This is a genomic window from Streptomyces sp. BPTC-684 (genome assembly GCF_030028635.1).
In the GTDB taxonomy this organism is placed as follows: Bacteria; Actinomycetota; Actinomycetes; order Streptomycetales; family Streptomycetaceae; genus Streptomyces; species Streptomyces noboritoensis.
The window spans coordinates 5954066-5967702 of record NZ_CP124863.1 but is presented as its reverse complement, the minus strand read 5'-3'; the positions used below and the strand labels follow the sequence as shown (position 1 = coordinate 5967702).

Here is a 13637-nt window from a genome sequence, read left to right as displayed (position 1 = left end):
CCTGCCTGCGGCTTCCTCGTCCTCGACATGGCCCCACGACCGGCAAGGGGAGCCATGACGCGTGTTCTGGTGCTGGGCGAATTCCGTGCGGACCGACTCGTGCCCGCTCTCACACGGTCCGGTGCGCAGGTGACGGTATTGGGCTTCGCCGACCTCACGGGCTTCTTGGACCCTTCGGTGACGTGCGCGCCACTGCCGAAGGAGCTGACCGAGGAGTCCCTGCGCGCGCTGGTGGACGCACACCGGGCGGACACCGTCGTGGCCAGCGTGTCCTCCCCCGGCCAGGAGCAGCTGCTCACGCTGTACGCCCGCGTGGGCAGGTCCGTCGGTCCTCGGCGGATGCCGGTGCACTCCGAAGCGTTCGCCACGCTGGCGTGCGACAAGGTGGCCTTGCACCGGCAGGCGATCCGGCGCGGCTGGCCCGTACCGGCCGGGGTGGTCTGTGAGCGACCCGAGCGGCTGGGAGCGGCCGTCCGACAGGTGGGCTTCCCGCTGCTGGTCAAGGAGGCGCGCAGCGAGTCCTTCGCAGGTCGGCACTTTGTCGGTGAACCATCCCGACTCGCCGCCGTCGGCGCCGCCGTCACGTACCCGGTGCTGGTGCAACAAGCCGTCCAGGGTGAGGAATTCGCCGTCGAGCTCCTCACCCTCCCCGCCGGCACCGTCGCATGGCCCGTCGCCTCGCTCGGGCCCCTCGACAGCGCATGCGCCCCGGGACGACGGGCCCGGGTACAGCCCGCCGTCCTTCCCGAGGCAGTCCGCTTCGCGTTGAGCACCGTCGTACGGGACATCGTCGCGGCCTCCCGACCGGTGGGGCCGTGGCAGATGGACTTCGCGGTCACCCGCGCCGGGCGACTCAACGTGATCGAGATCAACGGGCGGTTCGGCGGGGTGTCCAACATGAGCTGGACCAGTACGGGCACGGATCCGCACCGAGCCCACGCAGACGCCGTCCTTTACAGCCGGCTGCCGGAGCACACCCACGCCGTCCGGGCGGTGCTGGAGGTGCCCGTACCGAACGGCATGACACTGCCGCCCGCCCCGGCGGGGACGGTGCTGTCGGCCTTCACCGCCAACCCCGGCTACCCCAACACCTCCGGTGTCCACCGCGCGGTGCTCGGTGTGACGCCCGCCCATGCCCCCGGCGCACGTGCGTGGCTGCGCCGACTGGTCCCGGGAACACTGCTGGTGCCCGTCGACTCCGCCGTCGACCGGCTTGAGCACGGCCTGGCGGCGCTCAGTGCGGAGCATGCGGTGGACGTGAGTGCGGCCGCGGCGCCTCGGGCCGCGTACCCGGTCCGGCGCACAGATCGGTGATGAGTTTGCGGGCCCGGCCTGAGGTCACCGGGGTGACGCCGTGGATCAGCTGCGCCCCGTACACCAGGGTCGCTCCGGCCGGCGGGTGGCAGATCCAGCGGGTGGCGGCGATGGCGTCGAGGGAAACCGGGCCGGACCGGGCAGTGATCTCATGCACGAACCGGGCGCCGGGCTCGAACACGCCATCGGCCTCGGCCACCCGGTCGGTCCACAGCTCCTCGCAGGCACTGGTGTCGAGGTAGAACTCCCCGCCGCTGTCGGCGTCCTGAAGGTTGAACACCACACGGGCCAGGCGGACGGGACGCTCGTCCGGATCGCCCATGCCGTGTACGTGCGAGCGGATCCTGTCTCCGGGCTTGAGGTCGTGGTACAGCCATGGAACAACGGAGTCGGCGGAGGGGAACGCCCGGCGGATGACGGGCATCGCCCGGTCGATCGCACCTGCCAGGATCTCCTGTACGGCATCGGGCGGAGTGAGTCCCTCGCTGGGGCGGGCGGGCACCCAACCGGTGGTGGCCAGATGGTCGTCGATGATCTTGGTGACCTGAGCGGTCTCGTCCGGGGTGAGGAAGTTCTCGATCGTCTGCACGGCCAGGGTCTCGGACGTGTTGATCACTTCGCTGCTCCTCTCGCAGTCCCGTCGCCGGACCATTGCAGAGCCGCCACACGCCGAAGCCAAGGGCGCCCGAACGGGCGCGCGGGCGCACTGGTCGTCCACTCCATGTACACAGCGCGGCTCCGTGAGCGGACGGGCCTCCGCGTACGCCCCCTGCCGTCGCCCGGTACGGTCGCAGTCGGTGTCCACGAGGCCCAGCGGGGCCGCAGACGCTGGCGGTGGTGTGCACGCCGGCGTCGGCGCCCAGCTCTATGCCCACGTGGGCGGCCGTGGCGTTGGGGATCATCATGGTGGGCATGTGCGGGGAGACGACGCGGGGCCGCGGTCCCACAGCCGCTCGTGCCCGGCCAGCAGGCTGGTCACTCCGCCGACCCGACACTGGGTCTCGCGCGGGGCCTGGTCCGGGCTGGTGGTCAGCCGGCCGCAGCGTGCGCGTGTCGGGCGGCGACCGCGTAGGAGTCCTCCCCGTCCTCGGCCGGGCCGACGAAAGTACAGGTGTAGACGGCGCCGAGGCCGAAGGGCCGGGCATCGAGGTCGAAGGACTTCCTGAGCTTGATCTGAGCCAGGGCGTGGTGGAGGGCCGCGCGTATCTCCCCAGACAGCCGTGCGGCGGTGTGGGCGAGGATGACCGCGAGGTTGTCCTCGATCTTCTCCGCGGCCGTGGTGGGCGCCTGGGGGCGGGAGCGGACCGGTTCCTCCTCCACCGAGCTGCCGTGCGCGGCGGCCAGGAACAACTGTTCCAGTTCCAGGCCGTAGCCGAAGCAATGGCTGTCCCGGGCGAACACCGAGGCGAGTTCTCTGCGGTAGGCGCGGGTGCCGCACACCGTGTCGGTCAGCTCGTAACCGGTCAGGGCGCGCATGAGGGCACTGAAGCCGCTGCTGGCCGTCTTGCGGTGCACATCGAGCGGCGACGCACCGCTCCCGTAACGGTTGGCCACCACCATGCCGAGCCCCGCCTGCACCTGAAGACGCTGGAGCAGGCGTTGCACCTGTTCCGGGGCTTGCTTGAGGTGAGCGTCCATCTGAACGAAGAGCTCCGCCGGCGAGTGGCGCAGGAGGTGGTCGAGCCCGCGGCGTACGGCTTCCGCCTTGCCCAGCGGCCCGGGCAGGTGCAGCGCCGACAGCGGCGCCGAGGTATGCCCGCTCAGCCTTGCCGTGCGGGCCTCGTCGACGGTTTCGTCGTTGAAGACGATGACGATGTCACCGAACAGGCCGTCCACGGCTCCCAGCAAGAGGCGCAGTTCCTCATCGGTGACCGCATAAGCGGGAATGACACATGCCGAATTACTCATTGCCGGGAGTTGTTCCTTCGCCCGTTCACACGCGTTTCAGAAAAGAGAATCCTAGCCGCGAGCACACCCATGCCCGCACGGCCCTGCGGCCTCCCGTTCGGTCGCCCGATCAGAAGCCGGGGCACGGTCTCGCTGCCGCTAGGATCATGCGGCCCAGCGACTCCCGAACCGGAGCGGATACCGGGGCTGCGCCCCGGCACATCGGGCTGCTGCCCGACGGTAACAGGCGGTGGGCCCGGCAGCAGGGACTGTCGGCAGTCGAAGGACACCGGCACGGCGCGAAGAGAGCCGCCCAATTCGCCAACTGGTGCGAGGAGTTCTCCGTACCGTTCTCTCGATCTACTTCCTCTCGGCGGCAAATATCCACAGGCCCGGTCCAGAGGTCGACAACCTTCTCGAATTGACGCTCCCCCTGGCGGAAGGCTTTTCCGCCCAAGGACGCCGCCGTGTCGAATTGTTCGGCGCCATCGATCTGCTGCGCGCCATGCACGCCGCAGCCTTGAACGGCACACCCGCCGACACCGCGGTCGCGGCCGCATCCCGCGATCTCCAACTGGCCGACCCGTACGACATCGACCTGGTGATCCGCACCTCCCCCGACCAGCGCCTGTCCGGCTTCCTGCCCTGGCAGACCGCCCACGCCGAACTCCACTTCTCCCAGGCCCTGTGGCCGGACTTCGAGCGGCACCACTTCGCCTCCCGCAACCGGCGCCGGGGACGGTAGAACGGCCAATGCCGCGCACCGGCCTGCGCGCACCCACATGCAATTCGACCCGCATCTGCTCACAGCAAAGCGTCACCGCCCCCCTTCCCAAGGCGACGCACGGCGGCCACCCTCTCACCATCCATGGCCGCCTCCGGACTCCGCGCCAAATCTGATGCTGAGTCAGCAATGGGGCAGCATCGGTCTGATCAGACCTGGTCACAGAAGGACCTCCGAGAGGATCACAACGAGGCGCGGCCTCACATGCCAGCACGGCCGACCGAGCCGATCCGAACGGACACCAACCACGCCCCGAGACAAGGCGCTCGACGAGTAAAACCCCACGCGGGCCCGGCGCAGGCTGGGCAGCGCTCCCCCTGCGGAGTCTGTTCACGGTCTTGGCTGGCCTGACAGGCGACCGCAGCCCGCGCCACACCTTCGGGGATGACGTCTGGTCTCGGCCGACGGTACAACCCTGCCCGCCCCGGATGAGAAGGCGGCGACTTCGCGCTACCGCAACCACATCGGGTTCAACGCAGCGCAGTCAGCGCGGCAACACTGAATCGTGCCTGAATGAGCAGCTCGGACAGCGCCCTGCACCGCCTCGTCGCCGCCCTCACAGATTGCGGGTTTCCATGATCCGAGCTATCGCAGTCAGCACGGAACCAGCACCGGGATCTCGATGCGCTGACCGGTACTGACCGTGCCGCATCGTGGCGCTCGCCCATGAGCCCCATAACAGTCGAAGAACGACCACAGAGCGTTCCGAACCACCTCCGCGTTCAAGCGATCCAGCATCACGGGCCCTGCACCACCGAACACCCGCACCTCACCCCACCGAGTGGTTCGGGCGGGCCCACCAACGCCTTCTGCCCGGGGCTGACGACATCTGGGCTGACACGGAGGAGCATCGAAACACCGCAGTCTCCCGCCCGCCTCTGGACCCTCGGAAGCCAGGGCTGGCATTGCCTCGGGCGTGGTCGCCGTGCGAGTCACAGGCCACTGGTGCGCCAGCCTCCTCGCCGGCGTCGGCCCAGTCCCAGCCCTGGGGCCGGCCGCCGTGGCGGACATGGAGCTGACGGTGCTCTCTTCGTCGACTCGCAGTCCGGCGCGCATACCCCACCGGGCAACCTCATCGGCACCGCTCCGCCCCCTATCCCGCGAGCCTGCCCGGCCGCACGTCACGTCACGGCCGGGCCGCCATCGCAGGACACACAGAGCTCAAGCCTGGGCCGCCCCCGGGCGGCGGGCCAGGATACCCACCGCGGCGCGGTTGAGGGTGCGGCCTCGTACGTCGAGAGTCACGTCGTCGAAGCCGGCCTCGACGAGCTCGTCCTGGAGTTGTTCGGGGGTGGTGTTCATGGTGTGGCGATGATGGACGATCACCAGGGCACCGCCGGGGCGCAGTACGCGCTGAAGTTCCTTGTAGGCGGCCTGGCGGTCCCAGAGGGTCACGTTGTTGACGGAGATCGCCGAGTCCACCGACGCGTCGGGCAGGCCGGTGTCGTCCGCGGTTCCCTCGCGCAGGGTGGCATGGCCGGTGGCCAGGTGCAGGGCGCAGCGTTCACGGGCCAGGGCGCGCATGGTGGCGGAGGGGTCGACGCCGATCGCCCGGCCGCCGGGCGCGACCGCTTCGGCGGCGAGCGCGAGTCCGACTCCGGGGCCGGGGCCGATCTCCAGCACCTGCTTGCCGGGGGCGAGATCGGCGTGCTCGACCGCCCACGCCTCCTGTTCCGCGTTGCCGCGCGACATGATCGCGCCCCCGATCAGGCCAGGTATGCCCCGCGGGCGGCCGAAGATCGGGTCAAGGATCTGCAGGAGCAGAGGCTTCATCTGGGCGGCGTCCAATCCGTGGAGAACACGACGGGAGAAGAGCTGCGTCGGATGGTCTGTGCGGGACCTTGAGGATCGCTGGAGAGCGGTGCCGGGTGCCCTCCGCTGCCCTCAGGAACCCTCAGGTGCTCCCAGGAGCCCATGTCCTCGGGAGCCCAGGAGCCCTTCAGGCTCCCGTCCGCCGCCCCGCCCGCCCCGCCCCTCAGCCGTACGTCCAGCAGAGCTCGACCGGTGGTCGAGGTCGCGCGCTGACGGTGGCGGGCACATCGACGGAAGGTGCGTTATGAGCGGGTTCACTCTCACCGAATTCCGAAGGATCGTGGAGCTCTGCTTCGACGGGGCGGACGCCGCCGCGCTGGACGAGTCGGTCCTGGAGACGGAGTTCGGCGACCTCGGCTACGACTCCCTCGTCGTGTACGAGATCGCCATGCGGGTGCAGGACGACTACCACGTCAGCATCCCGGACGAGGCGCTCGACGAACTGCGGACCCCCGCTTCGCTCATCGCCTACGTAGCCACCCGGATCCCGGTGGACCGGTGATCCTCCCCACGCCCTACGAGGAGTTGCTCCAGTGAGCCGAAGTGTCGCCATCACCGGCATCGGGGTCGTGGCCCCCGGAGGGATCGGGCGGAAGGCGTTCTGGGATCTGCTGGTCTCCGGGCGGTCGGCCAGCCGCACCATCTCGTTCTTCGATCCGTCCCGCTTCCGCTCCCAGATGGCGGCGGAAGTGGACTTCGTCCCCGAGCGGTACGGGCTGTCGCCGCGCGAGATCCGCCGGCTCGACCGCGCCGCCCAGTTCGCCGTGGTGAGCACCCGTGAGTGCCTCGCCGACAGCGGCCTGGAGTTCGCCGCGCTCGATCCCGAGCGCGTCGGTGTCAGCGTCGGCAGCGCCGTCGGCGGAACGACCAGCCTGGAGCGCGAGTACCTGGTGCTCAGCGACAGCGGGCGGCAGTGGGAGGTGGACGGCTCCTACCTCTCGCCGCACCTCTTCGACGCCTTCGTGCCCAGTTCGCTGGCGGCCGAGGTCGCCGCCCTGGTGGGCGCCGAGGGGCCGGCGGCCGTCGTCTCCACCGGCTGCACGTCCGGGCTCGACTCGGTGGGGTACGCACGCGACCTCATCGCGGAGGGCCGCGCCGACGTGATGCTCGCGGGCGGTACGGACACACCGATCTCGCCCATCGCCGCCGCCTGCTTCGACGCCATCAAGGCGACCTCGCCCCGCAACTCGGACCCGGAGCACGCCTCGCGCCCCTTCGACCGCACCCGGGACGGCTTCGTCCTGGCCGAGGGCGCCGCCATGCTCGTACTGGAAGAGCTGGAACACGCCCGGGCCCGGGACGCGCACATCTACGGGCTCGTCTCCGGATACGCGTCGCGCTGCAACGCCTACCACATGACCGGTCTCAAACCGGACGGGCGCGAGATGAGCGAGGCGATCTCGGCCGCGCTCGCCGAAGCGCGGCTGCCGGGCGGTGCCGTGGACTACATCAACGCCCACGGGTCGGGCACCAAGCAGAACGACCGCCACGAGACGGCGGCGTTCAAACGGGCCCTGGGCGAGCACGCCTACCGGACGCCGGTCAGCTCCCTCAAGTCGATGGTCGGGCACTCGCTGGGCGCGATCGGCTCGATCGAGATCGCCGCGTGCGCGCTGGCCATGGAGTTCTCGGTGGTGCCACCCACCGCCAACCTGCACGAGCGGGACCCCGAGTGCGACCTCGACTACGTGCCGAACGAGGCACGGGAGCACTCCCTCGACACCGTCCTGAGCGTCGGCAGCGGGTTCGGCGGTTTCCAGAGCGCGATGGTCCTCTCGCGGCAGGCGCGAAGCCGGTCGAGGAGCGCGGCATGACGGCCCCCGCAACCGCACCGGCACCTGCCCGGCCGCAGCTCGCGCCGGGCGAGGCCGTGGTCACCGGGATCGGGATCGTCGCCCCCAACGGGCTGGGCACCGAGGCGTGGTGGAGCGCGACACTGCGAGGTGAGAGCGGGATCCAGCCGGTCCGCGACTACGACGCCTCCCGCTACCCCTCGCCGCTGGCCGGACTCATCACCGGCTTCGACGCGGCCGAATACCTCCCGGGGCGGCTGCTTCCCCAGACGGACCGGGTCACCCGGCTCGCCCTGGCTGCCGCGGACTGGGCCCTGGAGGACTCCGGCGCCGACCCGGCGGCCCTGCCCGAGTACGCCACGGGCGTGGTGACCTCCAACGCCACTGGCGGATTCGCCTTCACCCACCGCGAGATCCGCAAGCTGTGGACCCGGGGCCCGCAGCACGTCAGTGTCTATGAGTCGTTCGCCTGGTTCTACGCCGCCAATACCGGCCAGATCTCGATACGTCACGGGCTGCGCGGCGCCAGCAGCGTCCTGGTCGCCGAACAGGCCGGGGGCCTGGACGCCCTCGGCCATGCCCGGCGCACCCTGCGCAAGGGCTCGTCGCTGGTGGTCAGCGGAGGCGTCGAGTCCGCACTCGATCCCTGGGGGCTGGTGGCGCACCACTCCAGTGGACGGCTGACGCGGTCGCGCGATCCGCGCCGCGCCTATCTGCCCTTCGACGCCGAGGCCACCGGGCACGTACCCGGCGAGGGCGGCGCGATCCTCGTCGTCGAGGACGCCGCACAGGCGCGCGCCCGAGGCGCCCACCAGGTGTACGGGCGTCTGTCGGGCCATGCGGCCACCTTCGATCCGCGCCCGGGGTCGGGCCGGTCGCCGGGACTCGCCCGGGCGGCCCGCCTGGCGCTCGACGACGCCGGGCTCGGCCCCGGCGACATCGACGTGGTGTTCGCCGACGCGGCGGGCGTGCCCGCACTCGATGACGCGGAGGCGTCGGCCATCGAGTCCGTCTTCGGCCCGTACGGCGTCCCCGTCACCGTCCCCAAGACCCTCACCGGCCGGCTCGCCGGCGGCGGTCCCCCGCTGGATGTGGCGGCGGCGCTGCTCGCCGTACGGGACGGGGTGATCCCCCCGACCGCCCACGTCGACCGGCCCGTTCCCGGCCACCGCCTGGACCTGGTGCGCGGCGGGCCCCGGGACGCCCGTGTCCGCGCGGCGCTCGTCCTGGCCCGCGGGCACGGCGGATTCAACTCGGCCCTGGTGGTGACCGCACCGCAGGACCGGCCCGATCACCGGCACCCCGACCGGCCCCAACGAGAGGCGGCCCCCGCATGAGCGAGCTGACATTCACCGAACTCAAGCACATCCTCGTCGAATGCGCCGGTGAGGAGGAGCACCTGGACCTCACCGAGCAGGCGCTCGACGCCCTGTTCACCGACCTCGGATACGACTCGCTCGCCGTCCTGGAGACGGCGGCCGAGGTCGGCCGCCGCTACGGGGCCGACCTCAGCGACGAGGACGTGGCCGGCGCGGACACCCCGCGTGCCTTCCTCCACCTGGTCAACCAGACCCTGTCCGCCGCGGCCTGAAGGGACCCTCACGATGACCGCGAACACCGCGACTCCCGCACCGGGCCCAGCGCTGGTCACCGGCGCCACCCGGGGCATCGGCCGCTCGGTGGCCCGCGCGCTCGCGCGAAGAGGGCACCCTGTCTTCCTCTGTGCCCGTGACGAGTCGGCTGTGGCCGCCGAGGTCGACCAGCTCACGGAGCACGGATTCACGGCGGCGGGCGCGGCCTGCGACGTGACCTCGCCCGCCGAGGTACGGTCGTGGGTCAAGCGGGCCGTCGAGCGGTTCGGCCCCATCCAGGTGCTCGTCAACAACGCGGGCCGCAGTGGCGGCGGCACCACCGCGGAGCTCTCCGACGAGCTGTGGCACGACGTGATCAACACCAATCTGAACAGTGTGTTCCTGGTGACCCGCGAGGCCCTGACGACCGGCGGGCTCAGCGGGCGCGCGGGCGGGCGGGTCATCAACATCGCCTCCACCGGCGGCAAGCAGGGGGTCGTGCTCGGCGCCCCCTACTCCGCCTCCAAACACGGCGTGGTGGGCTTCACCAAGGCGCTGGGCCTGGAACTGGCCCGTACGGGCGTCACGGTCAACGCGGTGTGCCCCGGCTATGTGGAGACCGAGATGGCGGGCGATGTACGCCGCCACTACGCCGCCCTGTGGAACGTCACCGAGGACGAGGTACTGGCGCGCTTCGAGGCGAAGATCCCGCTCGGCCGCTACACCCAGCCCGACGAGGTGGCGGCCTTCGTCGCCTTCCTCGTCAGCGAGCAGGCCGCCGCCATCACCGCGCAGGCCCTCAACGTCTGCGGCGGCCTTGGCAACTACTGAGGCTCAAGAGGAGTCGAGCATGTCCATCGAGTCAGCCGTCGAGCGGGCCGGTCGGCACCGCACGGCCGCACCACTGCGCAGTGCGGAGCACCAGGCGGAGCTCGCCGGGCCCGCGGACCGCGCCTATCGGCTCGTCGCCGACGTCACCCGCTGGCCGGTGCTGTTCCCGCCCTGCCTCGCGGCCCGCGTCCTGGAGAGCGACCGGGACTCCGAGCGCATCCGGCTGTGGGCCATCGTCGGCACGGACGTACGGAGTTGGACGTCACTGCGGCTGTTCGACGAGGAACGGTTGCGCATCGACTTCCGCCAGGAGGCGCCCGGCCCGCCCGTCGAGTGGATGAGCGGCCACTGGCACTTCGAGGAGACGGCCCCGGACCGGACCCGCATGGTGCTGGGCCACGAGTGGTCGGTGTCGGGAACGCCGGGGGAAGAGCGGCGTGTCGCCGAGGCCCTCGACCGCAACAGCCGCGCCGAGGGCGACGCGGTCGCGCACTGGGCCGAACTCGTCCAGCCCTTGGAGGAGTTGGTGTTCCGCGTGAGTGAGGAGACGGTCATCCACGGCTCGCCCCACCAGGTGTACGACTTTCTGTACCGGGCGGACCTGTGGCCCGCGCGGGTGCCCCACGTCTCGGCTCTGGACCTGGAAGAGAGCGCGGACGCGGATGCCGACGGGGCGCTCGTACAAACCCTCGACATGAAGACCAGGACCGACGACGGCTCGGTGCACGCCACCCAGTCGGTGCGGCTCTGCTTCTCCGACGAGCGCATCGCGTACAAGCAGACGACCGTGCCCCGCGGACTGCGCGGGCACAGCGGGGAATGGGTGCTCGCCCCCGTCGAGGGCGGCACTCGGGTCACCGCCCGCCACCTGGTGGCGCTCGATCCGTCGACGGTGGAGGAGGTGTTCGGGCCCGGTACCTCGTTGGCCGAGGCACGGCAGCGGGCCGGGGCGCTGTTGAGCGCGAACAGCATGCGCACACTCGAAAGCTGCCGCCGCCATACCGGGGGCGGGCCGGCCGCGGCGGGAGGTGGTCCGCGATGACGCGGACGACCGTGCCGCCGAGCACGCTGGCGGGAGCCCACATGCTGGAGGTCGCGGACGGCGTCCACGCCTACCTCCAGGAGCCGGGTGGCTGGTGCCTGAACAACGCGGGGGTGCTGCTCGACCGGGGCCGGGGGCCGGTGGTCGTGGACACGGCGGCCACCGAAGCCCGCGCACTCGCCCTGCGCGCCGCGATCGAACGGCTCACCCCCCGCTCGCCCCGACTGCTGGTCAACACCCATTTCCACGGCGACCACTGCTTCGGCAACGCGCTGGTCGCGGGCCCGGAGACGACGATCGTGGCGCACGAGCTCGCCCGCTCGGAGATGGCCGGTGCCGGGCTCGGACTCATGGGCCTGTGGCCGGATGTGGTGTGGGGCGGCATCGAGCTGCGGCTGCCGGACCAGACGTATGACAGCCGGGTGGTCCTCCACCTCGCCGAGCGCACCGTGGAGCTGCTGTATGTGGGCCCCGCGCACACCACCAACGACACCGTGGTGTGGCTGCCGGAGGAGCGGGTGCTGTTCGCGGGCGATGTACTGATGCCTGGCTGCACCCCCTTCCTGCTCATGGGGTCGCTGCACGGGTATCTGCGGACCATCGAGCGGCTGCGCGCTCTGGGGCCCCGGGTCGTCGTCGGCGGTCACGGGCCGGTCTGCGGGCCGGAGGTCCTGGACCAAACGGCGGATTACCTGCGGTGGCTGCGCCGCACGGCCGAGGAGACACTCGCCGCCGGCCTCGACCCGATCGAGGCGGCGCGAGGACTCGGCACCCATCCGTACGCCGAATGGCGGGACCCCGAGCGTCTGGTGGGGAATCTGCACCGGGCCTATGTGGAGCTGCGCGGTGGAGCCGAGGGGGCGACCCTCGACGCGGTGGCGGTCTTCGGGGAGATGGTGACTTTCAACGGCGGTCGTCTGCCGGCCTGTTACGCGTGATCGAGCAGCTGGTGCCCCCATGGGCGAGGGGCGCCGAGGCGCTCGGTGACCCGCCCGGCGCCGCACCCCATCCGGCCGAGCTGCGGTTTCTTCCGCCCGGCGCGATACAGGGGCGGCGCCGGGAGTTCGCCACCGGGCGAGCCTGCGCCCGCAGCGCCCTGGCGGCACTGGGCGCCCCCGCGAGCGGTCCGCTGCCGCGCGGTGCGCACGGCGCGCCCGTCTGGCCGGCCGGCACGCTCGGCAGCATCACGCACTGCGACGGGTACCGCGCGGCCGTGGCGGCCCGCACGGCGGACGGGCTGGCGCTCGGCATCGACGCCGAGAGGCCCCGGCCGCTGTCGGAGCGGGCGACCACCGCCATCGCCACACCGGAAGAACTGCACCAACTGCGTACGTTGCAGCGGACGTCCAGAGGCGTCCTACCGTGGGCGACTCTGCTGTTCAGCACCAAGGAGGCGGTCTACAAGGCGTGGCACCCGCACGCCCGGCGCCCGTTGTCCTTCCGGGACGCCGAGGTGCGGATCGAGCCGTGCGACGAGGCGCGGGGCGTGCTCACCGTCCGCCCCACCCGCCTCGCACTGCCCGCGCTCGACGGGGGCTATCGCTTCGCCGACGGGTTGCTGGTGACTGTCGTCCACCAGAGCCTCACCCGCGCGCTATCGTCAGCGCTGCCTCGAACGCCGTCAGATCCGCGAGCCCTCCCGTCTCCCGTGCCGGAGCGAGCAGCGGCACGATGAGGCTGTCGCCGGCACGTACGGCGGGGTGGTGGCGCGCGGGGGCGCTCAGGGAGCGGTCGGCGCCGGCGTCCAGGAGCAGCAGCCCCGGTGCGGTCCCCTCGGCGTCCAGGACAGCCCTGAGCGCGGGCCAGTACCGTACCGGCAGGGCGAGTTGGTCGGCCCAGAACGACGCGTCGCGGGCCTGTGCCGGGGTGACGGGCCGCGCTGTACGGGAGGAGATCACCGTGGTGTGCGGTACCCCCGGGCGCAGCCGGGCGAGCTCCGCGCCGAAACGCCGGGCCGCCCGCGTCATCGACGGACTGTGGAAGGCGTGCCCGGAGCGCAGCACCCGCACCGTGCGGCCCAGGGCGTGCAGCCGCACGCGCGCCGCCTCCAGCGAGGCGGGCGGGCCGGACAGGACCGTCTGGCGCGGCCCGTTGACGGCCGCGATGCTCACGGGTCCCAGCTCGTCGGGGAGTTCGTGCGGCGCGGCGGCGACGGCGAGCATCGCGCCGAGGCCGCTGCCGTCGAGCGCGCGCGAGCGCGCCGCCGCCACCGCCGCCAGGTCCTCGGCCCGGTAGACACCCGCCAGGCAGGCCGCGGCGAGCTCCCCGACGCTGTGCCCGAGCAGGAGGTCCGCGGGCCGGGCATGCGCGGCGACCGCCCGGCCGAGGGCGTGGCCCACGGCGAGCAGCAGCGGCTGGGCGACCTGCGCGGTGTCCATGACCGCGTTCGGCGCGGGGCGCAGCCACTGCTCGGCGAGGTGGGCCCCGGCACTGCCCGCAGCCGCGAGGAACTCGTCCATCCGGGCGGTGAACTCGGGCTGTGTTCCGTAGAGTCCGGCGGCCATGCGCTCGCGCTGGGAGCCCTGGCCGGGTAGCAGCAGCACGGTCTTGCGGTCGTTCACGGCGCCTCCTTCCGGGCCGGACCAATCGCCCGCCCGCTGGTC

At 71.8% G+C, this 13637-nt stretch carries 14 protein-coding genes; 10 read left to right on the top strand and 4 right to left on the bottom strand.

Annotated elements, in window-relative coordinates; all coding sequences use genetic code 11:
* Positions 1–129: 129 nt before the first annotated feature.
* A complete protein-coding gene (locus QIY60_RS26570) occupies positions 130–1314 on the top strand; it encodes a hypothetical protein (RefSeq protein WP_283144705.1) in 1185 nt (394 codons plus the stop codon).
* Here the strand turns inward: QIY60_RS26570 and QIY60_RS26565 are convergent.
* Entirely contained in the window at positions 1235–1930 is a 696-nt protein-coding gene (locus tag QIY60_RS26565) for a hypothetical protein (RefSeq protein ID WP_283144704.1), read from the bottom strand. The two genes, QIY60_RS26570 and QIY60_RS26565, sit on opposite strands and share 80 nt — an antisense overlap.
* 413 nt (positions 1931–2343) lie before the next feature.
* The gene (locus QIY60_RS26560; protein ID WP_283144703.1) at positions 2344–3162 is read right to left on the bottom strand and encodes a glycosyltransferase family 2 protein; all 819 of its coding nucleotides are present in this window, start codon (positions 3160–3162) and stop codon (positions 2344–2346) included.
* A 544-nt stretch (positions 3163–3706) separates the two neighbouring features.
* On the opposite strand from QIY60_RS26560, the gene QIY60_RS32800 reads away from it, so the two are divergent.
* On the top strand, positions 3707–3946 hold the full coding sequence (locus QIY60_RS32800; RefSeq protein ID WP_349253948.1) for an undecaprenyl diphosphate synthase family protein: 240 nt from the start codon (positions 3707–3709) through the stop codon (positions 3944–3946).
* A gap of 1200 nt (positions 3947–5146) precedes the next feature.
* Here the strand turns inward: QIY60_RS32800 and QIY60_RS26550 are convergent.
* Positions 5147–5758, bottom strand: coding sequence for a methyltransferase domain-containing protein (locus QIY60_RS26550; protein ID WP_283144702.1), 612 nt, complete (start codon positions 5756–5758; stop codon positions 5147–5149).
* Between the two features lie 283 nt (positions 5759–6041).
* Here QIY60_RS26550 and QIY60_RS26545 point away from each other — a divergent pair, with 283 nt between their 5' ends.
* From QIY60_RS26545 to QIY60_RS26510, 8 genes are read left to right on the top strand one after another with little or no spacing between them, the layout of a single operon-like run.
* Positions 6042–6299, top strand: a complete 258-nt coding sequence (locus QIY60_RS26545; RefSeq protein ID WP_283144701.1) for an acyl carrier protein — start codon at positions 6042–6044, stop codon at positions 6297–6299.
* A 31-nt stretch (positions 6300–6330) separates the two neighbouring features.
* Positions 6331–7611: a beta-ketoacyl-[acyl-carrier-protein] synthase family protein gene (locus tag QIY60_RS26540; protein ID WP_283144700.1), complete on the top strand. Its 1281-nt coding sequence runs from the start codon at positions 6331–6333 to the stop codon at positions 7609–7611.
* Positions 7608–8927 (top strand): ketosynthase chain-length factor, encoded by a 1320-nt coding sequence (locus QIY60_RS26535; protein ID WP_283144699.1) that lies wholly within the window; start codon positions 7608–7610, stop codon positions 8925–8927. Before QIY60_RS26540 ends, QIY60_RS26535 begins: the two co-directional genes overlap by 4 nt.
* Complete coding sequence (locus QIY60_RS26530; protein WP_283144698.1) at positions 8924–9181, top strand: acyl carrier protein; 258 nt, start codon at positions 8924–8926, stop codon at positions 9179–9181. The genes QIY60_RS26535 and QIY60_RS26530 overlap by 4 nt, the downstream gene beginning before the upstream one ends.
* Positions 9182–9194: 13 nt before the next feature.
* Positions 9195–9992: a 3-oxoacyl-ACP reductase FabG gene (gene fabG / locus QIY60_RS26525; RefSeq protein WP_283144697.1), complete on the top strand. Its 798-nt coding sequence runs from the start codon at positions 9195–9197 to the stop codon at positions 9990–9992.
* Positions 9993–10011: 19 nt separating this feature from the next.
* On the top strand, positions 10012–11034 hold the full coding sequence (locus QIY60_RS26520) for an SRPBCC family protein (RefSeq protein ID WP_283144696.1): 1023 nt from the start codon (positions 10012–10014) through the stop codon (positions 11032–11034).
* Positions 11031–11972, top strand: coding sequence for an MBL fold metallo-hydrolase (locus tag QIY60_RS26515; protein WP_283144695.1), 942 nt, complete (start codon positions 11031–11033; stop codon positions 11970–11972). Before QIY60_RS26520 ends, QIY60_RS26515 begins: the two co-directional genes overlap by 4 nt.
* Positions 11969–12709, top strand: coding sequence for a 4'-phosphopantetheinyl transferase superfamily protein (locus tag QIY60_RS26510; protein ID WP_283144694.1), 741 nt, complete (start codon positions 11969–11971; stop codon positions 12707–12709). The genes QIY60_RS26515 and QIY60_RS26510 overlap by 4 nt, the downstream gene beginning before the upstream one ends.
* On the opposite strand, the gene QIY60_RS26505 is transcribed toward QIY60_RS26510, so the two are convergent.
* The gene (locus QIY60_RS26505; protein ID WP_283144693.1) at positions 12618–13595 is read right to left on the bottom strand and encodes an acyltransferase domain-containing protein; all 978 of its coding nucleotides are present in this window, start codon (positions 13593–13595) and stop codon (positions 12618–12620) included. The two genes, QIY60_RS26510 and QIY60_RS26505, sit on opposite strands and share 92 nt — an antisense overlap.
* Positions 13596–13637 lie beyond the last annotated feature (42 nt).

Excerpts from the sequence above, each read along its gene's own strand:
- QIY60_RS32800 (WP_349253948.1), top strand. The coding sequence starts at position 3,707 with ATGCACGCCGCAGCCTTGAACGGCACACCCGCCGACACCGCGGTCGCG.
- QIY60_RS26550 (WP_283144702.1), bottom strand. The coding sequence starts at position 5,758 with ATGAAGCCTCTGCTCCTGCAGATCCTTGACCCGATCTTCGGCCGCCCG.
- QIY60_RS26545 (WP_283144701.1), top strand. The coding sequence starts at position 6,042 with ATGAGCGGGTTCACTCTCACCGAATTCCGAAGGATCGTGGAGCTCTGC.
- QIY60_RS26535 (WP_283144699.1), top strand. The coding sequence starts at position 7,608 with ATGACGGCCCCCGCAACCGCACCGGCACCTGCCCGGCCGCAGCTCGCG.
- QIY60_RS26530 (WP_283144698.1), top strand. The coding sequence starts at position 8,924 with ATGAGCGAGCTGACATTCACCGAACTCAAGCACATCCTCGTCGAATGC.
- fabG (WP_283144697.1), top strand. The coding sequence starts at position 9,195 with ATGACCGCGAACACCGCGACTCCCGCACCGGGCCCAGCGCTGGTCACC.
- QIY60_RS26520 (WP_283144696.1), top strand. The coding sequence starts at position 10,012 with ATGTCCATCGAGTCAGCCGTCGAGCGGGCCGGTCGGCACCGCACGGCC.
- QIY60_RS26515 (WP_283144695.1), top strand. The coding sequence starts at position 11,031 with ATGACGCGGACGACCGTGCCGCCGAGCACGCTGGCGGGAGCCCACATG.